The organism is Rhizobium sp. R634 (genome assembly GCF_002211305.1).
In the GTDB taxonomy this organism is placed as follows: domain Bacteria; phylum Pseudomonadota; class Alphaproteobacteria; order Rhizobiales; family Rhizobiaceae; genus Rhizobium.
On record NZ_LOKW01000001.1, the window covers coordinates 415,541 to 438,989 of the forward strand.

The window sequence follows — 23,449 nt, forward strand, 5'->3', positions numbered from 1 at the left end:
TAAGGCGGTCGGGCCTAAAATCTGGGGATCACCGCCGGAATCTATTAGGCTAGGATGACGTTTCAAAACGCAGCGGCCGCACCATATCCTTGGTCTGGGTCAGCAGCCGAGGATGCCTGATGAGTGCAACAGCCCACGAAGCCAGCAGCCACCATGGTTCGCGACAGTTCGCGGGGCTGCTGATCGGTGCGATCGGGGTCGTCTATGGCGACATCGGCACCAGCCCGCTCTATGCCTTCCGCGAGGCGCTTCGGCCCTTCGCCCATGATGGCGCGGCTCCGCATGAGGTGATCGGGCTGATCTCGCTGATGATCTGGACGCTGACGAGCATCGTCACCTTCAAATACGTGCTCTTCCTCCTCAGGGCCGACAATGACGGCGAGGGCGGCACGCTGTCGCTGCTCGCGCTTCTGATGAAGAAGACGAAAAGGCATGCGACGATCTTCTTCTTCGCGGGCATCATCGGCGCTGCCCTTTTCATCGGCGATGCCATGATCACGCCGGCGCTCTCGGTGCTTTCGGCGCTCGAAGGCCTGAAGCTGGTGACGCCTGTTTTCACGCCCTATGTGCTGCCGATCGCCGTAGCGATCATGCTCATGGTCTTCCTGGTACAATCGGTCGGAACCGCCGCGGTTTCCAAGCTGTTCGGGCCGATCACGCTCGTCTGGTTCGTGGTCATGGGCATCGCCGGCCTGCTTCACATCGCCGATGACACGTCGATTTTCGCCGCACTCAACCCGTTCTACGCCTTCGACTTCATCACCCATGCGGGCTTTGTCGGCCTCGTCATCCTCGGTGCGGTATTCCTGACCGTGACGGGCGCGGAAGCGCTCTATGCCGATCTCGGGCACTTCGGACGCAAGCCGATCCAGGTCGCCTGGTTCGCGGTGGTCTTCCCGTCGCTTGCCCTCAACTACCTCGGACAGGGCGCTCTCGTCCTCAAGAACCCGGCTGCCGCATCCGATCCGTTCTTCCTGCTGTTCCCGGAATGGGCGATGCTGCCCGCCGTACTCCTGGCGACCGCCGCGACGATCATCGCCAGCCAGGCGGTTATAACCGGCGCTTTCTCGCTCGCCCGCCAGGCCATTCACCTCGGCTTCCTGCCGCGTCTGGAAATATGCTTCACGTCAGCGTCGAACACCGGCCAGATCTATGTGCCCGCGGTCAACATGGTGCTGCTGATCGGCGTGCTCGCCCTGATCTTCTCGTTCGGAAGCTCGGAATCGCTGGCAACGGCCTACGGGATCTCAGTCACGGGCGCGATGGTGGTCACGACCATCCTGTCGTTCCAATTCCTTCGCGCCGTCTGGGGCTGGACGGTGCTCGCCGCCCTTGCCGTCCTGCTTCCGCTCTTCATACTGGAGAGCGTGTTCCTCAGCGCCAACCTTCTGAAGATTCACGACGGCGGCTATGTCCCGGTGCTGATCGCCGCGGTGCTGATCGCGATGATGTGGACTTGGAAGAAGGGAACCCTGCTCGTGCGGGATAAGGCGGCGCGCAACGACATCCCGCTCGCCCAGTTCGTCAGGTCGATCGAGCGCAAGTCGGAACACAGCCCGGTCGATGTCCCGGGAACCGCGATCTTCCTCTCGAGCGTTCCCGACATGGCCCCCAGCGTTCTGCTGCACAACATCAAGCACAACAGGGTCCTTCACGAGCAGAACGTCATCCTGAACGTCAGGACGGCGTCGCGGCCCTATGTGCCGGAATCCCAGCGGGTGACGATCGAGAGGATCTCGCCCCGCTTCAGCAAGATCCAGCTGAATTTCGGCTTCATGGAAGATCAGAACGTCTCGGCGGCCATGCCGCTCTGCCGGCAGGCGGGATTCCAGTTCGAGATCATGTCGACCTCTTTCTATGTCGGGCGGCGCAAGCTGGTCGGTGATCCCAATACCGGTCTTCCCCGCTGGCAGGACCGCCTGTTCATCGCCATGGCCGGTTTCGCCATCGATCCCTCCGATTATTTCCAGCTGCCGAGCAACCGCGTCGTCGAGCTCGGCGAGCAGATGGTGATCTGACCCGCCGCCATCTTGTTGCCGAAGTGTGCGTGAAATCTTGCCTCTCCTAGAAGGAGGCAGGCATGGCTGGATATGACGACCGTTACGTCGAGATCACGACGCGCCTTCGCTCGGTGCAGTCGTTCTGCGACTTCCTCTCGCAGGGCGCAACCGTGCGCGTCGCCTTGTCGGAAGGTGCGCCCTACAAGGACGTGACATCGGCTCTCCTGGAACGGAACCGCAGGGAGGCGGAAGCGCTCGCCCGCACGCGCCGGCAGCTCTATCCGGAGCTTGCCGACGAAGACGTGATGCCGCCGCTCTACAGCCGCCACTGACGCGCCGCCGAAGGCGCGCCGTGTTCCTTTTTTGAAATTGGCTGAATCAGCCTTCAGATTATGGCGGTGTAGCAGGCTTCCCTATACACCAAAGGCTCCATGTCCGCCGTTGAGCTCAGCCGAGAGCATGGTCGATACGATCGACGTGATGTTGAGGCACTTTGTTGCCCGGCTCTTCGGCTGCGGCAATTTCGTCAATTGTCAGTCCGGTCGCGATTGCGAGGTCTTCCAGACTGTAACCCTTTGCAAGCCGCGCCTGCTGAAGGCGCCGCGCGAGCATCGTATCGCTGCTGGCAAATTGATCCATATTCGTCTCCGATTAATTGCGACAATGAACTCGCGGGAAGGGCAATCTGTTCCTTGCGAGCCTTCGCTTAAGGAAGCGTACCTGGCTGCCGGAGAGGCAGGCTAGGAGTTTTTCCAAGCATGCGCCCAGCTGAGCTGGCCGCAGCCGCTTCTATATGGATCAGATGACGAAGCTTATCAACCTCTTGAGGCGGCCCGTTCCCTTATCCTTAGGGGCAGGGTGCCTTCTGCGAACCATTCAGGCGCTCCGAGCCTGTTGCGAGTGTGGGCCTTCCGCGAATTCCTCAATGACTTTCGCGCAAAAATGCAGGAGGTCGCCGGGCTTGCGGCTGGTGACCAGGCCTTTGTCGGTAACGACTTCCTTGTCCACCCACGTCGCTCCGGCGTTCTCGAACGCATCTTTCGGACACTTTGCGCGTTTGCAGCTTACGAACAACAAATTGCAGGCATCGCGATGAAGGCATTGGCAGCCGGTTTGAACCCCGTATTTGGCGATCTCGCTCCTCCGGAACGGCAGGCGATGCTGGAGAAGCTGGCCGTGACGCTCGAGCGGAATGCCAGGTGGGCGGCGCAGGAAGGTGATGACGCGCTTGGGACTGCGATGCTCTCGGTTGGAGCGGCGATCCTGTCCGTCGCCGGAGATCTGGCCACGACTGATGCCGTTCTGGCCGAGGATGTTGCGACACGCGCTCTCGGGCTTATCACTACGTTTCACTGCAGACATCCGCAATATCCGTTGGGGCCGATGCTGCATTGATGCAATCCGCGCGGCCGGCATAGGAAACTGAAGTAGGGCAGGCTTTGGCCCAACGCCGAGGCGATCAGGCGAAACCGATTTCCGCAAGCAGCGGCAGATGGTCCGAAGCGACCCTCGTCAGCCGGTTTTCCAGAACTTTCGCCTGTTTGACGACGAGATCGCCGGTCACGAAGATATGGTCGAGGCGCATCAGCGGATAGCGGGAGGGAAAGGTGGCTTTCGGCGCGCCCGGGCCGGCGAGCTGCGCGTCCTTCAGTGAGCGGGCGACGAGCCGATAGGTCGCGGAAGAAGGAATGGCGTTAAAATCGCCGCAGAGGACGGCCGGCAGCGGCGTTTCCGCCGTTCCGTGGAGCCAGCCGGAATTGAGGAGCGTCGTCATCTGGCGGATACGCTCGCGGCCGCGAAGGCCGAGATGGGTGTTGACCACCAGCAGTTTCCTGTCGCCAACCATGATTTCGACGGAAAGCGCGCCCCTGGTCTCGCCGATGGAGGGCAGTGGGCCGGCCTTGACCGCGCCGGTCGGCAAGGCGGTGATAACGGCATCGCCATATTGTTCTTCGGCGACCGAGAGCGCTGGATGGAAATGCGCCTGCATTTTCAGAAGCGAGGCGATCACATGCGCCTGGTCGATGCCGCCGGTCCTGCGCCTGCCGACGTCGACCTCCTGGAGCGCGATGATATCGGCCTCCGTTTCGGCAATGACGGATGCGATGCGGCCGGGATCGAGCTTCCGGTCGCTGCCGATGCAGCTGTGCACGTTATAGGTCAGGAGTTTGATCGATTTGTCCGGCATGGCCCACTGAAAGCTTGTTTCCCCGAGGGGACACAGAACTTGTCCTCCCCGGGGGAACACAGAACTCCTTTGATCGTTCCAGAAGACGAGCCCCGCCGCCCGCACTTCTGAATGGATGATCGATGAACCTAAAAAGCATAATCTTGAATGGACTGCTCGTTGCCGGGCTTTGTCTTGCGGTCTTTCTTCTTTACCGGATATTCCAGCAATATAGCCTGGATCAGATCGTCCAGTCGGTCCGCAGCATTCCTCTTTCGACCTTCTGCACGGCGCTTCTCTTTGCGGCTGCTTCCTACCTCTGCCTCAGCTGCTTCGATTTCCTGGCGATCCGTTCGCTCGGCAAATCCTTGCCCTATCGCAAGATCGTGCTCGCCTCCTTCATCAGCCTTTCGCTCGGCCACAATATCGGCTTTGCAGGGCTGAGCAGCGGCGCCTTCCGCTATCGTTTCTATTCGCGCTGGGGGCTGACGACGGAGGATGTGGCGAAGATCATCCTGTTTTGCGGCGTCACCGTGGGGCTCGGGCTCGTCACGCTCGGTGGCCTGGCGTTGACCATCAATCCTGATGATGCGGCACGCCTGCTGCGCGCTGACGCGGCGAGCACCCGCATCTTCGGGCTGCTGGCTCTGATCGTGCCCGTCCTCTATGCGGGCCTGGCCTTCTTCGTTCGCGGCCGGCTCAGCCTGTGGCGCTGGTCGTTTCAGCTGCCGCGCTTTTCGATTGCCGTCGCGCAGGTGGGTGTCGGCACCGTTAATTTCATGCTGGTCTCCGCCTGCCTGCACCAGATGCTCTCGACCTTCGGCGACGTCGCTTTCTTCCGGTCGGTCACGGCCTACGTGCTCGCCAATTCGGCGATCCTCGCGACGCATGTGCCGGGCGGTCTCGGCGTGCTGGAGGCGACCGTTTCCTATGTCGTGCCGCAGCAGGCGTCGATCGGCGCGCTGATCGCGTTCCGCTGCGCCTATTTCTTCATCCCGCTGATGCTCGGCACGATGCTTCTTCTCGTCAGCGAAGTCGTCTTCCGGCGATCAGGCGGTGGTGCGGAAGAAGAAGCGGAGGAGCGCGCCGAGGCCCAGTCTGTGTAGGAGCAGAAAGGGCCGGTCCGGGTCGAAGATCGCTGTCCCTGCGACAGGCGAAACCCTGCCGGACAGCTCGACGTCAAATTCCCTGAGGCCTGGAGGACCATTGTTCAGCGCCTCGATCGCCTCGATCACCGAACCGCTTTGTGCATAAGCCGCGGCGAAGGTCTCGGGGGCCTTTCCGAGATATTCCGCGAGCAGGCGATTGCGCAGCTCCGCGATTGCTCGCCGATGTTCCCCGTTGCTCGCCTCAAGTAGAAGATCACATTCTGAATCAAGGCCTTCCGAGCGATTGTTAAGGTTGGAGGAGCCGATGCGAAGCAGCTCGTCGTCGGCGATCATCAGTTTCGAATGAATGAGCACCTCGACCTCGCCATCCTTCCCTGGCACAGCCCCTGGGACGACAGGATAGTAGACTCGCAGCCGGTTTGCGCGATCGGCGCGTTTGAGGCGGCGGATGACACGGTCGCGATTGCTGCCCATGACGAGCTTCTCGATCAGCCCGTGAGAGCTTCGTGTGCAAATCACCACCACCTCGGGCCCATTCTCCTCCTGCAATCGCGCAGCTATGGCATTGGCGACACGGAACGAGGCGAGATATTGTGCTTCGATGTAAAGCTGATGCCGGGCGCGCGAGATGATGTCCAAGGTCGACGCGATGCCGTCGTTGATGCCGATACGGCGCGAGGTCGTCGGCTCTGTCAAGGCGAAGCTGGCGGGGACTTCATGAAGCGCAACGGGTAGATCGTCCGGCCAGGCGAAAGACACGCTTTCGGCGAGCGGCGAATGGTTCTCTCCGGTGGCGATTTCCCAGCTCCGTCTGGCAATATCGCCGATCAGCCTGGCGGCATCGCCCGTGACCATTGCCTGCACGTCATGCAGGGGATCGTAGGAAACGCCGTGCGGGTCGCGCCGCAGCCGATTCCTCGCGCGATGGCGCCTTGTATCCCACCGTCGCGCCGTCAGATCCATGCCGCCAATGAAGGAAACGGCGTCGTCGATGCAGACAAGTTTCTGGTGGTGGCAGCCACGGACGGCAGCGGGAAGATCGAAGCGCAGGTCGATCCGGATATTTCTGGGGAAGTTCTTCTTGCGAAGGAGCTTTATCGACTTGTCGGAATAGATCGGCCCGAGCGCCCAAACCAGAATGCGTATCTCGAGGTCCGGATTTGTCGCCGCCACAGAATGCAGCAGATCGGCCAAGGTTTCGTCGGATTTTTCGGGCTCCAGGCGGATGTCTGGGTGGAAATCCCACCCGATAATCCACACTGTGCGTTGCGCCTGTCGCAATGAACGGGCCAGTTCGGCGAAATAGCGGTTGCCGTTGATGAGGAAAGCGGCTTTTTCTGCGCGCCCTTGCAGGCGCAATGCCGCGCTAGCCTGTTTTTCGCCCTCCGGATGTTGCGCTTTTGTTCGGGTCAGGTAGGGTTGGGCGGACATCGTCTCGAATGCAGTCATGTTTGCCTCGGCCGTTTAACTGAAAACAAACGCACGGAATTTTCCCGGGTTCCCGACGGAAGGTGAGGCGGCTGGCATCTGCGGCTGCCGGCGAAGCGAAATGCAAGGAAATAAAATGTCACAGCGAGCAGGCAGCGCCGATCTTCCCCTTCATGGGGGACGCGTGCCGCATTGGCTCGGCGACCGGATGACGCGGCTCGGCGCCCTGATCACCGAGGCGATCGTCCAGCATTATGGCCGAGACGAATTTCTGCGCAGGCTCGCCCATCCCTTCTGGTTCCAGTCCTTCGGCGCGGTCATGGGCATGGACTGGCATTCCTCCGGCATCACGACCAGCGTTCTCGGCGCGCTGAAGCGCGGGCTGAAGCCCCGCGCCGGCGAACTCGGCCTGCATGTCTGCGGCGGCCGCGGCACGCATTCGCGCAAGACACCGCAGGAACTCGTCTCGATCGGCGAGCGCGTCGGTCTCGACGGGGAAGGGCTGGCGACGACGAGCCGTCTCATCGCCAAGGTCGACAGCGCCGCCCTGCAGGATGGCTTCGATCTCTACCTCCATGGCTTCATCGTCGCCGATGACGGCCGTTGGGTGGTCGTGCAGCAGGGCATGAATGGCGACAGGCGGCAGGCCAGGCGCTACCACTGGCTCTCCGAAGGGCTCGAAAGTTTCGTCGACTCGCCGCATGCGGCAATCGAGGGACGCAGCCAGGGCGAGATCGTCAATCTTGCCGACAAGCGCGCGGAACGCTCGCGGCGCGGGCAACTCGATCTCCTGGCGACGCTCGGCCCCGACCGGATCGTCCGCGAGGCCGCCGCACTCCTGCGCGCCGAAGAACCTGAGCCCGAGCCCGCCGAACAGCCGATGCTGCCGCATCTCATCATGCCTGCCCATCACGACGTGCGCGAAAGCGACGTCAACATGCGCCGCCTGCACGGAAATCTGGCTGCCGCGGCCGATCGTGGGCCGGCGGATTTCCAGCAACTGCTGCTCGTTCCCGGCGTCGGCGCCCGCACGGTGAAGGCGCTGGCGATGGTGGCGGAAGTCGTGCACGGCGCACCCTGCCGTTTCTCAGACCCGGCGCGCTTCTCGATCGCCCACGGCGGCAAGGACCGCCATCCCTTTCCGGTGCCGCTGAAGGTCTATGACGAGACGATCGGCGTAATGAAATCGGCGGTGCAAAAGGGCAGGCTCGGACGCGAGGAAGAGCTGCAGGCGCTGAAGCGCCTCGACGAGCAATCCCGCCGGATGGAGCGCTACGTGACCGGCCCCGACCTCAAGGAAATCATCGCCGGCGAATTCCGCCAATCCGCCGATTTCGGCGGCCGCAGCGTCTTCGGCTGGGAACCGCCGGCGGCTGCGGACGATTGATGTCAGTGGCCGTCGGGCGGGACGGCTTCGACCGGAACCGTTTCCTTCAAATTCTTCCGGTGGAAGATGAAGAGCCCGGCGAAGACGATGATGGCGGCGCCGATGACGATCTGCGTGTCGGGGATGTCGTTGAAGAAGATGTAGCCGAGCACGATCGCCCAGAGCAGCAGCGTATATTGCAGCGGCGCCAGCAGCGACGCCGGCGCGAGCTTCAGCGAGCGCGTGATGAGCAGATGCGCGCAGGTGGCGACGATGCCGAGCAGCAGCATGCCGGACCAGTCGACCAGCGTCGCCGGCTGCCAATTGCCGATGCTCAAGCCGATGCCGGTGATGAGGGCGGCGACCGTCTGCCACGTCACCAGCGTCGTGTCGCTGGTTGAGCGCAGATAGCGGCTCATGACGAGCGACAGCGCAAAGGAGAAACTGCCGGCAAGGCCGAAGAAGGAGGGAAGCGACAGCATCGCCGTGGAGGGGCGAAGCGCGATGACGACGCCTGCGAAGCCGACGAGAACGGCGAGCCAGCGCCGCCAGCCAATCTTTTCTCCGAGAAAGAAATGCGAGAGTGCGGCGATGTAGATCGGCCCGGCCATATAGAAGGTCATCACGTCGGCGAGCGGCAGATAGGCAACGGCGGCATAGAACAGGGCGACATCGCCGGTCGCCATGACGACCCGCATGAACTGCAGGCCCTTCTGCTCGACGCGGAACAGCGCCATCGGCCCCTGCCGCAGGATCATCGGCCCGAGCAGGATGAAAGCGCCGACCGAGCGGATCACCAGCACCTGGCCGACGGCAAAGCTCGCCATCAGCCACTTACCCATCGCATCGTTCAGCGCAAAGAGCAGATCGCCGAGCAGCATCAGCACGACGCCCGTCATGATCAGGTTTCCGGCACCGGCGACGGCCGTCTTGGTCTTCATTCCTCGAATCCTCGCAAAAACGGCCGCGCATGCACGGCCAAGTGCGGCTTCGGCCTTAACGCCGCCAATGTCAACCGTCCGTTTGAGAGCCGGCATGATGCGATGCGACGCTGAGGGGCGGGGAGCGGTATTGGCGGCGGGTCGAAGGAAGAGCTCTTCGCAGCGGCAGCCCCGCGGGAGATGACGCGCGGCGGCACAGAATGTATTTTTCTCCGAGGGTTCTGCTGTTCCCGTACCGGCAAGAGCCGCACCGTTCTTCCTCATCGAGAGTTGCTCGCATCCGCCCCGCCGGAGATCAGCGCGAGTTTGCCATCGGAGCCGTTGGCGCTGCTGCTTGACGCTTGATATATTCGACATGACACTCGCGGTGCCGAAGGCGAGTCGGGCTGTACCGCTTCATATCGATGCTCGCCTTAGAAGGACGCGCTGCGTGGGTTGATTGGCCGCGCGCCGACCGATAGGCCGGCCGCGAACTTGCGAGGTAACGCCGTGGTTAAAGTGTTATCAGCAGGAGGTCCCCCGCGCGACAATCCACCTCGGCATTGGAAATTTCCATGGTTTGGCAGCCGCCGTCGGCGAGTTTATGCAGGGCTTTTGATCGCCGTTTTGCTGCTTGCGGGCATTGCCGTTTTTTACCGCGAGATCCGCCAGCCCGAAGCGCCGGTTGAGCGGTTTGATCATCTGGCTCTCGACAAGGCTGGCCGATTGTCAGACGTAGCCGCCAGCTCCCATGCGGCAGCTCCTTCCGCTCTCCCGTCGATCTCCATATCGCGGCATCTGATCGCGTTCCCAAGGCTCGACCTCGCAAGTCAGTTTCTGCGGAGGTGGCTGGTCTCAGGCGAGAACCTTTGCGGCGCCCTTCGAGAGGCCGGCATCGAGGTGAGCGAATGGAAAGCCGCATCGATGCGCAACCGCAATTATGAATGTTATTTTCAGCGCATCGACGAACGAGACGAAGTGCGACCGCTCAGTTCGACCTTCCTCAGGGTTCGTGGGAATGAGATCGGCGACATACTCGAAGTCCGCGCCAAGATCGTTGGGCCGAAGACGGATGCTGAGGGGCGTCTCGCCTCCGCTGCCCTGCGCATTTTTGAGATTATCGTGAAGCAGGCGTGCTGGCGTGATTTCGAGGATACGCTCGTGTCGATCCAAAGGCTTCGCGACGTCGAAGACGAACGATTCGGCGCCTATCTCAGCTTCACGCGCGAGGCCGGCAGCGAAAACAGCTTCAATTTTGCTCTTGGTCTCAGGGCCGCTTCAGATCCGCAGGTCAGGACCAAGACGTATTTTTCGACAGACCGCTGGCTGACTTCGACAAATCCCCCCAGCAATCGCGTCGACACGTCCACATCAGCCAATTGCGCCCATCGCGCCGCCGCTCCATAGCGGCCGATTTCATGCGCTCAGATGCGTGACTAAGACGCGCGCGAGGGCACCGCATCGAATTTCAAACCAAATATTGTAAATCAACCCGAGGTAGCTATGTTGCCTCGGGATAGTAACAATAATTTCAGGCCTATCGAATGTTGCGCAGCGTCATTTCAATCCTCTCGATTCTTGGTCTATTCACCCTGGTCGTTCCCGTCGACCTCGCACTGGCCAACGACAACGTTCAGTGGATCAAGTCCGACGATCCGGCCATGGCCAAAGCCCATGAGAAGTCCACAAGCGAATTGGACGGCTTCCTCGAAAAATTGCGAAATCCACAGCCGGGAACCGAAAACTACAGCATCAAGCTTGGTTTCACGGACAAGGCGGAGGGCGTGGCGCTGGTTACTGACCAGACGGCTTCGGATGCGGAGGTGGAATATATGTGGGTCTATCAGATCGAGGCATCGGGCGACCATTTCACCGCTCTTCTCGGCGATACGCCGGAATATCTCCACAACATCAAGCAGGAAGATCGCGTCGAGTTCGAGAAATCGGATATTTTCGACTGGATGTATATCGAGAATGGAAAAGTGAAGGGAAACTACACCGCTTGCCCGTTGCTGCTGGCCGGCCCGAAAGAGCAGTTGGAACAATATCGCGAACTCTACGGCATCGTCTGCGATTGACCGCAGGGCCCTCCATCCTCGCCGTTCACTTGGGCGAAGACAGCGCGCAGACGGCCGGTCGGCCGCTCACGTCAGGAGCAGGCCGGCAGCGCCGGCAACAGCCGCGATAGCGCTGACGAGACCCAGCCGAACTGCATAGCCGATGCTGCCTGTGCTTGCCGCAAGGCCGGCTTTCGCAAGAAGATTGGCGAAGGCCGCGACCGCTATCGCCAGTGCGGCCGCATCCGCAGGTAGGGACTGCGGCGAGAGCTTCGCGATGGAGAGCGTAATCGCATCGAGATCGCCCAGTCCGGTGATAAAGGCGACCGCGATGAGCGACTGCGTTCCGAAGACGGCCAAAGTCGCCCGCGTCACGATGGTCACGAGGCCGAGCAGCAGCGCAAAGCGGAAGACGACCATCACTTCCAGCGGATTGCGCGGCAAGAAATCGGATCCGTCTTCGGAGTGCCGCGACAATCCGGCGAGGCCGCCGCCCACGGCGAGAATTGCGGTAGCCGGCCCGAGCGCTGCTGCCAGTTCCGCCAGCACCGCAGGGGCAATGACGCCGCAGATCAGAAGCACGCGGCTCAAGGACACCGCTCCCGCCAGCATCGCGCCGGCCGAAAGCAATGGCGAGAGGGCAGGCATCTGGGTCGACTGACGGGCAAAGGAAAGCGTCAGCGCCGTGGAGGAGACGATGCCGCCGCAGGCCCCGGTCAGCAATAATCCCGCCCTGGCGTCGCTCAGCCTGATCATGACGTAGCCGGCAAACGAAACGCCTCCCACCAGGATGGTCATCATCCAGAGTTCGAACGGATTGATCGTCTGCCAGGGGTCGATCGTCTCGTTGGGAAGAATGGGAAGAATGATGACGGTCATCGTCAGCAGGATCAGTGCCGCCCGCAATTCGAGCCAGGTCAGCTTCCGGAGAAATCCATGCAGCGGTTCCCGCGCCGCCAGAAGCACCGTTATCGCGACGGCACTTGCAGCTGTCGTCGCCATGTCCGCAACGACAGCGCCGAAGCCGAGCGCGAAGACCGTGATCGCGGCGATGGCGCCGGTCGCGCTGTAATCCTCCTCGCGTGCCGCCTGCATGCGGCTGAAAGCGAGGATGGTGATGCAGAAAAATACGAAAATGGCCGTCGGCAGAACCGGCCCCGTGAGCGGCTGCAGAAAACCGCAGAAACCGCCGAGGAAACTCGAGAGGCCGTAGGTGCGAATGCCCGCCACTCTCTTGCCAGGCGCAGCCTCACGCCCGCGCCACCCGCGCTCGATCCCGACGAGAATGCCGATCGCGAGCGCGAGGCTGAGACGCTGAAACGCTTCCGTCATCATCAATGATGTCATCATCCGATGGGCCAGGCATCGTCAGCCTGCTCACAACCGCGCGCGCACATTATGACACGACGACCGTGCATTTCGATCTCCTCGTTGCTCGGTGGCGCCGCAGGCGATGCTGACCAGCATCACATTGCCTGTCCTGCTGTCGCATTGAGGACCGCATCTAAGGCAGTGCCGCGCAACTGAAAGAACTCCGCCACCCGAAAATTGCGGTCCGGGCCAGCAGCGATCCTATTGTTGCTCGGGAACCATCGCGGACAAATGCGAGTAGGCCCATTCAAAGGCTTCGTCGATGGCGGCAAATTTGACGGCTTGCCAATGGCGATAGTCGCGGATCAGCCCTGCCGAGAGCCAGAAATCGCCACCCATGCCGGAGAACTCCCAGCCGCAGATTTCAAGCAGCTGTGCACGCTCAAAAAGGCGACGCGCATGGGTTCGGGAAATCGCATAGCGCTTGAAGAATTCGGTGATGCGCAAAGGGCCGATGGACATCTGCGCCTCCAGCTCCTTTTCCGGAGGCAGGCGAGACATCAGGTCGTGCAGGATGTTGCTGCCGGACGCGGTGCGAACGAAACTATCCACCGTTGCCGGAGGGCTGGCCCAATCAGGATCGTGGAAGAGGCGCTCGGACATCCTCGGCTGCGCATGCCACAGCAATCGCCGATCGGCCGACGATCGCAAGAGGCGCGTGCCCTGATCGAGTATGTCGAGTGATTTCAGATGTTCGTCGAACCATTCGCGGATCAAGGATTCGGCGGTCTCGGAGATTTTGAGCGGACGAGAGCGCCCGTCGCTACGTTCATGGGTATCGACCAGGAGACCGTAATTGCGCATCTCCGCGAGATGCGCGAACGCGGTGTTCCTGGAGACAACGTTGCTGTCGGCGATGAAGGCGTTCAGATTGGCCGCCGTAAGCCTCGGATGAGACGGCGACGTGACATGCCGAAAATGAAAGGCCAGAATTGACTGCGTCAGCAGCCACCGCTTCATATCTGCGGTGTAGCGGACGATGCGAGGCGCGGCATCGTGCATGGCAATCAGCTTCAGCGCGGCGTCCTTCAAGGCCTGCGCGTAGAGACGACTATCCACGATGGCTTCGATTGTCAGAACCTTGGGCGCATTCTCGGCGGAGCGCATTGCGGCGGATATGAACGTCAACTTATATCTCCGGCAAGGTTGGGCAATACGGCCCAAGCGATATGTTGTTGGCCTCGCTGCATCGAATATGCCGCTGACGCGCTCGCAGTTTTCCGTGTTCACATGCAGTTCGCAGGACCTATCGATATCACCAACTGTCAGCAGCCAGCACTCGCTTATCTCTGCTGCACCACCTGCCTTAATATAGAATTACGAAATATAGCTTACGATACTGTTGACGCTGATTTTTCAGCGGGAGGGATCCGAAACGCCGCGGCAGCCCGAAAGACATAGGCCGTTCTCGCCGGCACCAAACGAGCACAGGGCTACCGCCATTTCTCGATGAGAAATCCTGATGTCCCTTGAACGGGATCGGTCTGGGGCAGGGATACGGATGAGATTTTCGACAGCATTTCGCTTGAAGCGGCTGCAGTTTGGATGTCGGCGTGCTGGCCTTCGGGATAGGCGCCGATCACCTGAAAATCGCCCGTGCAGCCGAGGTTTTGGTGCCCTGTCCCCGCGGGCAGCACCAGGCAATCTCCCGCCGCGACCTCCAGTGCTCGGCCGCCGGGGCCGCCGATCAGCAAGGTGGCGCTGCCACGGGCAATTCCCAGCACTTCGTGAGCGCCGGAATGGTAGTGCTGATAATCGAACACACCGTTGGTCCAGATATCAGTCCAACAGTTCGCCGCGAAGCGGGTTTTGAAATCAATCCGTTCGCCGTCCGTGAAAACACCGCTGTAAAGCAGCACAGGAAGACGCGGATTGTTCGGGACCCAGTCGCTCGGCTCGAAACTTATCGTCTCCAGGCGCATGTCGAATTCCCACCGTTGGCTTTACCAGAGCGTCAAAAAGCTAAACTTTGACGGTCGCCAGCGGTTCCTTGATACTTCCTTCCTCATCCTGATCGGGAGGCGCGCCCTGTGAGCCTGCGCCGCTGTCGCGCAGAATCTTCCCCCGGTAATGTAAAGATCGGCGTCGATCCCGGACGCTAATCCAGCCTCACGGTGAAGACATAGCCGACGCCGACTTTTTCGGGTCGGTCTCGATCTTGCGGCGCAGCCGGACGATCTGGACGTCGATCGCAAAGAGCGGACGGAAGCGGCCTGAGCCAGCTCCACTAGACATTCAGCCGCAGGCTCCCGGGAAGCGCCCGCCGCTCGACGCGTCGGAACAGGCTTTTTAACTCCGGCTCGTTCACCAGTGACGCAGCCTCGAGAGGCGGCATCCAGGCGAGCTTGCGCTCCCGGCGTTCCGGGAAATTGGCCTTGGTGCGGCGAACGATCAAGATGTGAACTGTCACGAATGACGGCGCCTGCCTGCCATCCTGGAGCGTCTTGAGATAGGAGAAACAGCCGAAAGCGCGTTTCTTCGCCCGTCCCTTCACTCCTGCCTCTTCCCAGGCCTCACGCTCGACCACCTCATGCGGCGCGAGCCCCTTGATCGGCCAGCCCTTGGGGATGGTCCACCGGCCGGTTTCGCGCGTCGTGATGAGCAGAACCTCGAAGCCGCCGCCTGATGCTTCCCGCAGGCAAAGCGCACCGAATTGCTCCAGGGCCTTGCCGAGGAGGATCGTCTCGGCATGGTCGGCAAGCTGGGACAGGAGCGTCTGTGCCTTGTTCATTCACGGAAGATGTGTCGGTTGTCTCTTCTTGGCAAGTAGACGCCCCGGTTGAACTAGTGAAGGTCGTCATTCCTTCAGGCTGCCTTCGGAATGCGCCGAATGGAAATTGTCGTGGTTCCCATTATGCGGGATGGCGCAAGCCCGCCCGCCCGCACCGGCCGAAAATTATTGGGTTATCTGCGCGAGGTCGGCATCGAGCCGCTTGCGCACCATGTTCGGCACTTTCGCTGTATTGATCGCTTTAAGATTGGCCGGGCTGTCGCCGACCTGGATCAGGGCAACCATACCTATGCCGACATGTGGCGTGCAGTTCAGGACATAGGCGCCCGGAGCGTCGAATTTCGCCTGATACTGCTCGTTTGGCTTGGATTTGAATTCGGCGACGCCATCCCGTCCAGCCGAAGGAAGGCGCCGTGGGGCCATCCGATGTGGACTATCTGCGCAATAGAGCGACAAGCGAAATCGGCATTTCGACTGCGAAAAAATCCATTGCCAGACTGATAATCATCACCCACACGACTACCAGGAAAATTAGCGCCGCAAACCTGATTTCTACAGGTCCCATCATTCGCCCCGTCCCAGCATATGCGTCCCCCCCGAGACAAACCTTGTTATCCCTCGTGCAAATTCCCTATGCGCGAAGGATGATGCGCAGCTGTGGAGAGCGTGGCCGCGTGCGGCGGCGAAGTCTTGGCTTTCTCAAAACTGATGTCGCTTGGGCCGATCAAGTCACTGGACGCAGCGCTGTCGCTGCGTTCGAGACGGTGGCCGTCAAGGAAGGAACGGTAGGCATCTGCGATGCCCTCCTTCAGGCCTATCTTGGGAGACCAGCCCAGCGTGCGAAGCTTGTCGACGCTCAGGAGTTTGCGTGGCGTGCCATCTGGCTTGGTGAGGTCACGCGTGATCTTGCCGTCGAAACCAACGACCTTGGAGACGAGATGTGCCAATTCGAGGATGGTAATGTCTTCGCCGCAACCGACGTTCACATGACTTTCGGCGGAATAGGTCTTCATGAGATGGAGGCAGGCGTCGGCGCAATCGTCGACATGCAGGAATTCGCGCCGCGGCGTGCCGGTCCCCCAGATGCATATCTCTTGTTGCCGGTTGACCTTGGCCTCGTGTGTCTTGCGTATGAGCGCCGGCATGACATGGCTTGACCCAAGGTCAAAATTGTCGCCTGGACCATAAAGATTGGTAGGCATGGCCGAGATGAAATCGCTACCGTGCTGTTTGCGATAGGCTTGGCAGAGCTTTAATCCGGCAATTTTGGCGATCGCATACCATTCATTCGTGGGCTCGAGCGATCCAGCCAGAAGTGACTCCTCAACGATCGGCTGATCGGCGAATTTCGGATAGATGCAGGACGAGCCCAGGAATATCAGTTTTTCGACTTGAGCTCTATGGGCTGCGTGAATGACGTTCGCCTGGAGAACCAAATTGTCGTACAGGAAGTCGGCCGGATAGGTCGCGTTCGCGAGAATGCCGCCGACCCTTGCAGCAGCCAGGAAGACGGCGTCGGGGCGATGATTGCTCATCCAGGCCTCCACCTGCTCCTGCCGTCTGAGATCGACCTCGGCGCGGGTGGCCGTCAAAATCTCGCAACCCTCGGAAGCGAGACGCCGCACGATCGCAGAGCCCACCATGCCGCGGTGGCCCGCGACATAGACCCTTTTTCCGGCAAGGCTGTAGATCACCTCAGGCATAGGCGAAACCTTTGGTTACGCCGACTGAGGGAACATTTCGGGCCATGACTTTCAGATCTTCCCGAACCATCTCCGCAACCAGCTGATCAAGACTGGTTTCATGTTTCCAGCCAAGCTTCGTATGTGCCTTCGTCGGATCGCCGATCAGAAGATCGACTTCAGTCGGACGGAAGTAAGCCGGATCGATCTCCACCACACACTTGCCGGATGTCTTATCGTATCCCTTTTCCTCAACCCCGTTCCCACGCCAATCGATCGGCATGCCTACCTTGGCAAAGGCCTTGTCGACAAAGGAGCGAACGGAGTGCGTTTCGCCGGTCGCAAGGACATAGTCTGCCGGTTCATCCTGCTGCAGCATCAGCCACATGCCGCGGACATATTCCTTTGCATGACCCCAGTCGCGTTTGGCGTCGAGATTGCCGAGATAAAGCCGATCCTGCAGGCCAAGATGGATGGCGGCTGCCGCCCGGGTGATCTTGCGCGTCACGAATGTTTCGCCGCGGATCGGGCTCTCGTGATTGAACAAAATGCCGTTCGAGGCGTGCATGCCATATGCCTCGCGATAATTGACCACGATCCAATAGGCATAGAGTTTGGCAGCCGCGTAGGGTGAGCGGGGATAGAATGGCGTCGTTTCACTCTGTGGGACTTCCTGAACCTTGCCGTAGAGTTCGGAGGTCGATGCCTGATAAAAGCGGGTCTTCTTGGTCAGTCCCAGGAGGCGTATTGCTTCAAGGAGCCGAAGCGTGCCGGTTCCATCGGCGTTGGCCGTATATTCCGGCGTCTCGAAAGAGACTTGAACGTGGCTCTGCGCGGCGAGATTATAGATCTCGTCCGGCTGCGTTTCCTGAACGACCCGGATGAGGTTCGTTGAATCGGTCATGTCCCCGAAATGCAAGATAAAGCGAGGATTTTCGATATGGGGATCTTCATAGAGATGCTCGATGCGGCTGGTGTTGAAGGAGGATGAACGTCGCTTGAGGCCGTGAACAACGTAGCCCTTCTCCAGGAGCAATTCGGCCAAATAAGCACCGTCCTGACCTGTTATGCCTGTAATCAGCGCAACTTTATTGTTACTTGTCACTACGGTCTCCCCAGTACGAGCCTTGCTCGAGTTCATGCTTGAAAATCGTGGTATTTCATCAGTGAGCTTGCGAATAACTCCGAGTCACTGAAGTTGTATTTCGCATGTTGTTTTGGATTGACATTATTTATGGTGACGAAGAGCTCTGACTTCTGCGAGCTTTTCAGCTGTTGCAAGCAAAATTCCAGGGCGCGGCGGCTCGTTCCTCCCCATTTTGCCACCACGAGCGTTCGTTCTGCCACCGCTGTCAGGTGCATCGTTTCGAGCGAAGCGAGCACAGGCGCGGTGTCGAAGATGACGATTTTGCCTCTTGCGCGGGCCATCTCGACAATGTCAGCCGCATCCCGCGAATGAGCGTGCCGATGGAGGCTGGGATTGCCCGCCGGAATGAAGTCGATACCGCTTGGGTGATGATGGATGATGTCCTGTAATCCAGCCAGTCCGCTCAGGAATTCATTCAACCCATGATCAAGCTCCGATTTGAAAATCGAATTCAGATTTCCGCGTCGAAGGTCGCCATCAACGAGCAGCACGGGACTTCCACTTGCTGCGAGTTCGATTGCCAACGATCTGGCGACGAGCGACTTGCCTTCGCCGCTGTGAGCCGAGGTTACAACGATACTGTTGGGCAGCTTTCCTCCATTGGATTGTTTGAGGGAAATCAAGACGTTGCGAATCGCTTCCTCAAACATCCCGTCTTGCGTGCCCGCGAAGAGTATCGACGGATTTTCCCTGTCTTTCCTTTTCAGATGCGGAATGAATCCGGCGGGTATTATACGCGACATTCCGGCCACCTGGTCGAAGCTGCGGACCGACTTGTCCATCATCTCGACCACAAAGGCGGCGCTCACTGCGATCGAAATCGAAGCCAGGAGGGCGCCGGCCAAATAGAAAAGCCGTCCGCGTCCCTGCGGCGCAAGCGGCACTGCGGCTGGTGACAAAACCTCCAGTTCCGCCCCCGGCAGCATGGCTTGCCCAGCCAAGCCCCGGCGCTGCTCCTCAAGCCTGTCGAGTGCCGTTTGCTCTTTGTCAGTCATGCGCTGAAGTCGCGCCAACTCGGTCTGCGCCAGGGCGACGCGAGAACGCTTCTCGTGAGCGACCGCCAATGCCGCTCGGACAGCGTCATCCTCATGATCGAGCGTCGCAAGCTTGGCGCGTATTGATTGGAGATATCGATCGACAGCAAGGTTGAGATCGGTGCGGGATTTAACGATCCTCGCGCGCGCATCGACCACTGCTTCGGCAGTGTTGCCATATGTTTCAAGAAGGCGTTCGAGATCTTGCTCCTGTACACGAAGCTCACGTTGCATTGTGGCAATGCTGTCGGGAATGGTTATATTCTGCAGGGCAAGCGAGGCGTCGTCGCCCGCTTCCATTGCAGATATCGTTGCTCTCGCTTCAGCGCGACTTTGTTCGATTTTTGCTCGCCGCTCGCCCAACTCCATTGTCGATTTGATCGCTTCAACCTCAGCGTCGTCATTTGAGGCTAGCTCCATCGTTTTCTGATATTGGTCGGCGGCGTAGCGTGCTGCCTTCACGCGAATCTGCTGTTCGGCGATACGCTGCAGAATCCAATCTTCCGCTGCGTCCAGGCGGCTACGGAGACCTTCCTTGCGCTCTTCAAGGTAGATGCTGATGAGTCGGTTCGGGACCGCGGCTGCCAGTCGGGGGTCGCTTGCATCAAAGCCGATCTGAATAACGTCCCCCTGGCCATCGCGCCACACGCGCAGCGCCTTGTAATACCGAGGGATTATGGGCTCGATGCCGGTTTGTGCCGACGAGGACGGTCTTTCTTGGTCGACTAATCCGCGCAATATTCCCCGGATCTCGTCGATAAGCGAGGCTTTCTGCAGCGCTGGATTGAATTCCGGCCACTCGTCAAGCCGCAGGTCGCGAATGACCCGCTCTGCGATGCTTCTGGAAAGAAGCCGCTCGGTCTCCGATGTGGCATTCAGCGGATCGTTGCGGCCGGAATCGTCCGCACCCAGCGTGGTTGCCAGAGGCGTGTGGATAATCAGCCGGGATTCGGCATGAAAGGTCGGCTTCAATCCCGAAATTGCGGCTGCGGCAGCCACCATAAGCAGCGCGACTATCGCCACTATCATGACCGCCCGTCGCCGGATAAGGCGCAAGCCTGATGTCAGGTCAAAGTCGTCCGATCTGGTCTCCACCTGAAACCGAGGATCGTATCGCATCGACGAGAGCGAGCTGTTGCGGTCTGGCGGGACAGTTGAAATCGTCATCGTTCACCAACCATTGTTTGAGGTTGCGCGGAGACAGCTTCGTAGAGTTCTTCCAGCGATCGCATGTAAGCCTTCATACTGAAGTGGGCGAGGTAATGAGCGCGGCCCTTGGCCGAGAGATGGTTGCGGATTCCCGGATCCGTGACCAATTTCGCCAGCGCCGCAGCCAGCGCATCCTTGTCTCCGACAGGGACGAAGACGCCGGTTTCACCGTCGGAAATGACTTCGTCATGCGCTCCGACGCGCGTGGTGACGACCGCAAGCCCGTGGGCAAGCCCTTCGACGACAGCCATCGCCAGGCCTTCGGCATGCGAAGGCAAGACCAGGATATCTGCCCGCGCACACAAGGCTTGCGCCTCGTCGGCGCCAAGCCAGCCCGGCATTTTCACCAGATCTGAAAGTCCCAGGGCGGCAGCCTGACGTCGGTAGTCTTCGACAGATCCGTCGCCTGCCAGCACGGCGCGCCACCGGAGCTCTTTCATGACCGGATGACTTAAGGCAAGCAGAAGCTCCGGCACGCCTTTGCGTTCGCTCAGCCGACCGAGAAATACGATCAACGGCACCTCGCCGATATGGACAATGCGTGCCCCGGGGTCGGGAACGCAATTGCGGATGACGGCGATGCGGCGCTCGTCCACGCCCAAAAGCGTCTTGAGCGTCATGCGGTCGCGCTGGCCCAGTGCCACGACCTGGTCGGCATGTTGAAACATCCGGCGTATGAGCATTTGCTGGCGCGGAGAGCGTGCAGCGAAGTCGTTCGCGTAGTCGTAGTCGTGCAGGTGCAATATGTAAGAGCACCCGAGGCGACGGGCAGCCTCTGTCAGGACCAGTTTTCGTGTGGTGCTGCCGCGACCGGCGACATGAATATGGTGAATGCGGGCAGGTGCCATTATCCGGTCCTTCGCCATCATCAAGACGGCGCCGAGCAAGCGCACAGGCGACGTCGCCACGGACCATCGAGGTCCTCTGGTGTCGGTGACCAGGTGTGTTTCGCCGGCCGCCTTCGCCGTGTTCGAGATATAGCCGACCAGCCTGCCAATTCCGCCACCGTTTTCGCAGCCACCCGGGACGTAGTGGCGGACGGTTGCCGCTGCGTTGCGTGTCGTCAGCCTGTTCCCATCCGTGAGCGCATCCATTAGCATGTCCCCACCACCTCACGATAAACGGCCGCAGCCTGTGCTCCGACGCGCTCAGGCGAATTCGGACCTGTGGCCCAAGCGAGCGCGCTGGTCCCGAAACTGCTTCTGAGCTCGTTATCTCTAGCCAATGTCCAGATGGCTCTCGCTAGCTGTTCCACATCTCCCGGTGGAACCACCATTCCCAATCGGTTCGGCACAACGGTGGCTCGCAATTCGCCGACATCAGTCACGATAACCGGCTTGCCGAATGCCGCGGCAAGATTGAGGACGCCGCTTTGAGAGGCTTCCGTATAGGGAAGGACGACGATATCGGCATCCAGAAAAAGCTGGGCGACCTCCATGTCCTCGATAAAGCGGTTGCGAATATCATAGCGGCCGGCTTCCCCCATAAGCGGCTGGAAGACCCACGGATCATCGCCGCGGCCGGCAACCGTAACGCGTAGATTGGGTAGCAGGTCCTTGAGCATCGCCTCGGCACGGATCAGATGCTCCAATCCCTTGTAAGCAAAAATCCGCCCGAAAAGCAGGACGCGCAAAGTTCCATCTGCGCCGCGCCGCGCCATCTCGTACCGCCGAGCGAGATCCGCGTAGCGATGAATGGCGGGATGCGACAGGACATGGACACAATCAGGCGATTTCGAATATCGCTCGAGGACCATTTGTTTCAGCCCTTCGCCATGGACGACGACATGACCCGATTGCCGCACCATCAATTGGGGAGCCCAGGCCGGCAGTGTGCGGGTGTCGGAATCGCCGGGATGCACTTCCACGTCATGGACGGTGGTCACGATCGGGATCGGGCGCCAAAACGGCGCGGCGAAGTTCAACCAGAGCGTCGAGTTGCTCAGAAGGTGAATGACGTCCGGCCGCTCCCGCCGGATAAGACGTGTGAGCTGATGCAGGAACCAGGGATTGGAGAGCGAGCGATGCCTTGGCCAGTCCATCAGGTGCAGATCGACAGCCGGATCGATCCATGAAGCAAGGTGTGCGTAGCGCCGGCGCGGAACCGCCAGGATGACGTGCGCATGTCGCGCAACGCCGCTGGCGAAGGAGATGGTGTAGTCTTCCAATTCGGAAACCAGCAGCAATGCCTTCATCCCGCTGACTCCGACAATCCAACATCCTGACCAAGTCGAGGCAGGTCGCGGGCCGTGCGCAATGCATCGCGCGTCCGCCTCAACAAGTTTGGTTCTCCGGCGAAAAAGAGCCCTTCCAGGGCAAGTCTGAACCGGGTGCGTATATCCGCGCCCTCCAGCCTGGCTGAGGCGACCCGGTACGGATAGTGATCGGTCAGATGCAGCCTTCCCGCCAGATCGTGCGCGGAAAGAAACCGGTTCGTCGCTTCAACGGTCGCCTGCCAATGGGCCATCCGCTTTCGCAGCATGGCGGCATCATCGACGGGCCGATACCAGTTATTGCTGTGAATCCGGTAAAACCCGAGTGGATCCGACAAGGCGACAACGCCCCCCAGAAATGGATAGATGCCTGTGAGCCAGGCGTCGGCGGACAGGCGGAACTGCGCGGGAATATCACCCGCTGCATCCCACGCGCTGCGTCTTACGGCGATGGCCGATGTCATCGGGAAGGGCCACCAGCCAGCCGATCTGGCGAGCCGCGTCGACAAATCTCCTGAACACAGGGTCCGAGGGATCGGCCTGAAGGCCGGTGAGCCATCGCTCTGCGTTGGCTGAAGTCGATGATAAACAAGCGACGCCTGGGGATTCGAACGGAAAGCAGCGGCGGTTGCCGACAGCTTGCCCGGCGCCCACCAGTCATCTGCATCGAGAAAGCAGAGGATGTCGCCACTGCTTAACCTCACAGCGGCATTCATGGCGGCGGCCTGCCCCTGGTTCTCCTGGAAGAGCACCTTTACTTGGCTGCCATAGCCATCGAGAACAGAGCGCGACTGGTCGCTCGACCCGTCGTCGACGACGATTATCTCGACATTGGATGTCTGCTGGCTCAAGGCGCTGTCGATTGCCTGGGCAACGAAGCGACCGTAATTGTAGTTATTGATAAGGACGCTGATTGTAGGCCGCTCCATGACACCCCTCAAGCGCGTCGCTGCGCGACACGTCGGTGCGCCAGAGTTGCGAATGCTCGCGCGTTGGGCAGCGCGGATTGATGCAAG

At 60.3% G+C, this 23,449-nt stretch carries 21 protein-coding genes and 2 pseudogenes; 6 read left to right on the forward strand and 17 right to left on the reverse strand.

Annotation, left to right across the window (positions count from 1 at the left end):
• The first annotated feature begins 119 nt into the window (after window positions 1-119).
• A complete protein-coding gene (locus tag ATY77_RS01845) occupies window positions 120-2,018 on the forward strand; it encodes a potassium transporter Kup (protein WP_088685823.1) in 1,899 nt (632 codons plus the stop codon).
• Between the two features lie 62 nt (window positions 2,019-2,080).
• The gene (locus ATY77_RS01850; RefSeq protein WP_088685824.1) at window positions 2,081-2,332 is read left to right on the forward strand and encodes a hypothetical protein; all 252 of its coding nucleotides are present in this window, start codon (window positions 2,081-2,083) and stop codon (window positions 2,330-2,332) included.
• Between the two features lie 115 nt (window positions 2,333-2,447).
• Here ATY77_RS01850 and ATY77_RS01855 read toward each other — a convergent pair whose 3' ends face one another.
• From ATY77_RS01855 to ATY77_RS01870, 3 genes and pseudogenes are all read right to left on the reverse strand, one after another.
• A complete protein-coding gene (locus ATY77_RS01855; protein ID WP_088685825.1) occupies window positions 2,448-2,639 on the reverse strand; it encodes a helix-turn-helix transcriptional regulator in 192 nt (63 codons plus the stop codon).
• Window positions 2,640-2,876: 237 nt separating this feature from the next.
• A pseudogene (locus ATY77_RS33095) lies at window positions 2,877-3,026 on the reverse strand (DJ-1/PfpI family protein); the annotation flags it as partial.
• A 433-nt stretch (window positions 3,027-3,459) separates the two neighbouring features.
• Entirely contained in the window at window positions 3,460-4,188 is a 729-nt protein-coding gene (locus ATY77_RS01870) for an endonuclease/exonuclease/phosphatase family protein (protein ID WP_088685826.1), read from the reverse strand.
• Window positions 4,189-4,310: 122 nt separating this feature from the next.
• On the opposite strand from ATY77_RS01870, the gene ATY77_RS01875 reads away from it, so the two are divergent.
• Window positions 4,311-5,273: a lysylphosphatidylglycerol synthase domain-containing protein gene (locus ATY77_RS01875; RefSeq protein ID WP_088685827.1), complete on the forward strand. Its 963-nt coding sequence runs from the start codon at window positions 4,311-4,313 to the stop codon at window positions 5,271-5,273.
• Here ATY77_RS01875 and ATY77_RS01880 read toward each other — a convergent pair.
• Window positions 5,217-6,725, reverse strand: coding sequence for a phospholipase D-like domain-containing protein (locus ATY77_RS01880; protein ID WP_088685828.1), 1,509 nt, complete (start codon window positions 6,723-6,725; stop codon window positions 5,217-5,219). The genes ATY77_RS01875 and ATY77_RS01880 overlap by 57 nt on opposite strands.
• A gap of 115 nt (window positions 6,726-6,840) precedes the next feature.
• Here ATY77_RS01880 and ATY77_RS01885 point away from each other — a divergent pair, with 115 nt between their 5' ends.
• Entirely contained in the window at window positions 6,841-8,091 is a 1,251-nt protein-coding gene (locus ATY77_RS01885; RefSeq protein WP_088685829.1) for a DUF763 domain-containing protein, read from the forward strand.
• Window positions 8,092-8,093: 2 nt separating this feature from the next.
• Here the strand turns inward: ATY77_RS01885 and ATY77_RS01890 are convergent, their stop codons facing one another.
• Window positions 8,094-9,011, reverse strand: a complete 918-nt coding sequence (locus tag ATY77_RS01890; RefSeq protein WP_088685830.1) for a DMT family transporter — start codon at window positions 9,009-9,011, stop codon at window positions 8,094-8,096.
• 594 nt (window positions 9,012-9,605) lie between these two features.
• Here ATY77_RS01890 and ATY77_RS01895 point away from each other — a divergent pair.
• A complete protein-coding gene (locus ATY77_RS01895) occupies window positions 9,606-10,397 on the forward strand; it encodes a DUF6030 family protein (protein ID WP_088685831.1) in 792 nt (263 codons plus the stop codon).
• Between the two features lie 137 nt (window positions 10,398-10,534).
• Entirely contained in the window at window positions 10,535-11,068 is a 534-nt protein-coding gene (locus ATY77_RS01900) for a DUF2314 domain-containing protein (protein ID WP_088685832.1), read from the forward strand.
• A 66-nt stretch (window positions 11,069-11,134) separates the two neighbouring features.
• Here ATY77_RS01900 and ATY77_RS01905 read toward each other — a convergent pair whose 3' ends face one another.
• From ATY77_RS01905 to ATY77_RS01955, 12 genes and pseudogenes are all read right to left on the reverse strand, one after another.
• Window positions 11,135-12,397: a DUF4010 domain-containing protein gene (locus ATY77_RS01905; RefSeq protein ID WP_088685833.1), complete on the reverse strand. Its 1,263-nt coding sequence runs from the start codon at window positions 12,395-12,397 to the stop codon at window positions 11,135-11,137.
• A 222-nt stretch (window positions 12,398-12,619) separates the two neighbouring features.
• The gene (locus ATY77_RS01910; RefSeq protein ID WP_245309918.1) at window positions 12,620-13,546 is read right to left on the reverse strand and encodes a hypothetical protein; all 927 of its coding nucleotides are present in this window, start codon (window positions 13,544-13,546) and stop codon (window positions 12,620-12,622) included.
• Between the two features lie 305 nt (window positions 13,547-13,851).
• Window positions 13,852-14,340 carry a cupin gene (locus ATY77_RS01915; RefSeq protein WP_088685834.1) on the reverse strand — a complete coding sequence of 163 codons (489 nt, stop codon included), beginning with the start codon at window positions 14,338-14,340 and terminating at the stop codon, window positions 13,852-13,854.
• Between the two features lie 187 nt (window positions 14,341-14,527).
• Window positions 14,528-14,653, reverse strand: a complete 126-nt coding sequence (locus ATY77_RS33380) for a hypothetical protein (RefSeq protein WP_280950729.1) — start codon at window positions 14,651-14,653, stop codon at window positions 14,528-14,530.
• A complete protein-coding gene (locus ATY77_RS01920; protein ID WP_088685835.1) occupies window positions 14,646-15,149 on the reverse strand; it encodes an NUDIX hydrolase in 504 nt (167 codons plus the stop codon). The genes ATY77_RS33380 and ATY77_RS01920 overlap by 8 nt, the downstream gene beginning before the upstream one ends.
• A gap of 165 nt (window positions 15,150-15,314) precedes the next feature.
• Window positions 15,315-15,539, reverse strand: a pseudogene (locus ATY77_RS01925) (plastocyanin/azurin family copper-binding protein); the annotation flags it as partial.
• 221 nt (window positions 15,540-15,760) lie between these two features.
• The gene (locus ATY77_RS01930; protein WP_088685836.1) at window positions 15,761-16,852 is read right to left on the reverse strand and encodes a GDP-L-fucose synthase; all 1,092 of its coding nucleotides are present in this window, start codon (window positions 16,850-16,852) and stop codon (window positions 15,761-15,763) included.
• Window positions 16,845-17,972 carry a GDP-mannose 4,6-dehydratase gene (gene gmd, locus ATY77_RS01935; protein WP_088685837.1) on the reverse strand — a complete coding sequence of 376 codons (1,128 nt, stop codon included), beginning with the start codon at window positions 17,970-17,972 and terminating at the stop codon, window positions 16,845-16,847. The genes ATY77_RS01930 and gmd overlap by 8 nt, the downstream gene beginning before the upstream one ends.
• Window positions 17,969-20,179, reverse strand: coding sequence for a tyrosine-protein kinase domain-containing protein (locus tag ATY77_RS01940; protein WP_088685838.1), 2,211 nt, complete (start codon window positions 20,177-20,179; stop codon window positions 17,969-17,971). The genes gmd and ATY77_RS01940 overlap by 4 nt, the downstream gene beginning before the upstream one ends.
• Window positions 20,176-21,321, reverse strand: coding sequence for a glycosyltransferase family 4 protein (locus tag ATY77_RS01945; protein ID WP_088685839.1), 1,146 nt, complete (start codon window positions 21,319-21,321; stop codon window positions 20,176-20,178). Before ATY77_RS01945 ends, ATY77_RS01940 begins: the two co-directional genes overlap by 4 nt.
• Window positions 21,315-22,415, reverse strand: coding sequence for a glycosyltransferase family 4 protein (locus ATY77_RS01950; protein WP_088685840.1), 1,101 nt, complete (start codon window positions 22,413-22,415; stop codon window positions 21,315-21,317). Before ATY77_RS01950 ends, ATY77_RS01945 begins: the two co-directional genes overlap by 7 nt.
• Complete coding sequence (locus ATY77_RS01955; protein WP_088685841.1) at window positions 22,412-23,362, reverse strand: glycosyltransferase; 951 nt, start codon at window positions 23,360-23,362, stop codon at window positions 22,412-22,414. Before ATY77_RS01955 ends, ATY77_RS01950 begins: the two co-directional genes overlap by 4 nt.
• Window positions 23,363-23,449: the final 87 nt, after the last annotated feature.

Coding starts and splice junctions, on each gene's coding strand:
- ATY77_RS01905 (WP_088685833.1), bottom strand. CDS start 12,397: ATGATGACATCATTGATGATGACGGAAGCGTTTCAGCGTCTCAGCCTC.
- ATY77_RS01890 (WP_088685830.1), bottom strand. CDS start 9,011: ATGAAGACCAAGACGGCCGTCGCCGGTGCCGGAAACCTGATCATGACG.
- ATY77_RS01915 (WP_088685834.1), bottom strand. CDS start 14,340: ATGCGCCTGGAGACGATAAGTTTCGAGCCGAGCGACTGGGTCCCGAAC.
- ATY77_RS01875 (WP_088685827.1), top strand. CDS start 4,311: ATGAACCTAAAAAGCATAATCTTGAATGGACTGCTCGTTGCCGGGCTT.
- ATY77_RS01955 (WP_088685841.1), bottom strand. CDS start 23,362: ATGGAGCGGCCTACAATCAGCGTCCTTATCAATAACTACAATTACGGT.
- ATY77_RS01945 (WP_088685839.1), bottom strand. CDS start 21,321: ATGCTAATGGATGCGCTCACGGATGGGAACAGGCTGACGACACGCAAC.
- ATY77_RS01845 (WP_088685823.1), top strand. CDS start 120: ATGAGTGCAACAGCCCACGAAGCCAGCAGCCACCATGGTTCGCGACAG.
- ATY77_RS01950 (WP_088685840.1), bottom strand. CDS start 22,415: ATGAAGGCATTGCTGCTGGTTTCCGAATTGGAAGACTACACCATCTCC.
- ATY77_RS01855 (WP_088685825.1), bottom strand. CDS start 2,639: ATGGATCAATTTGCCAGCAGCGATACGATGCTCGCGCGGCGCCTTCAG.
- ATY77_RS01880 (WP_088685828.1), bottom strand. CDS start 6,725: ATGACTGCATTCGAGACGATGTCCGCCCAACCCTACCTGACCCGAACA.
- ATY77_RS01885 (WP_088685829.1), top strand. CDS start 6,841: ATGTCACAGCGAGCAGGCAGCGCCGATCTTCCCCTTCATGGGGGACGC.
- gmd (WP_088685837.1), bottom strand. CDS start 17,972: ATGAACTCGAGCAAGGCTCGTACTGGGGAGACCGTAGTGACAAGTAAC.
- ATY77_RS01850 (WP_088685824.1), top strand. CDS start 2,081: ATGGCTGGATATGACGACCGTTACGTCGAGATCACGACGCGCCTTCGC.
- ATY77_RS01920 (WP_088685835.1), bottom strand. CDS start 15,149: ATGAACAAGGCACAGACGCTCCTGTCCCAGCTTGCCGACCATGCCGAG.
- ATY77_RS01870 (WP_088685826.1), bottom strand. CDS start 4,188: ATGCCGGACAAATCGATCAAACTCCTGACCTATAACGTGCACAGCTGC.
- ATY77_RS01900 (WP_088685832.1), top strand. CDS start 10,535: ATGTTGCGCAGCGTCATTTCAATCCTCTCGATTCTTGGTCTATTCACC.
- ATY77_RS33380 (WP_280950729.1), bottom strand. CDS start 14,653: ATGTCTAGTGGAGCTGGCTCAGGCCGCTTCCGTCCGCTCTTTGCGATC.
- ATY77_RS01930 (WP_088685836.1), bottom strand. CDS start 16,852: ATGCCTGAGGTGATCTACAGCCTTGCCGGAAAAAGGGTCTATGTCGCG.
- ATY77_RS01940 (WP_088685838.1), bottom strand. CDS start 20,179: ATGACGATTTCAACTGTCCCGCCAGACCGCAACAGCTCGCTCTCGTCG.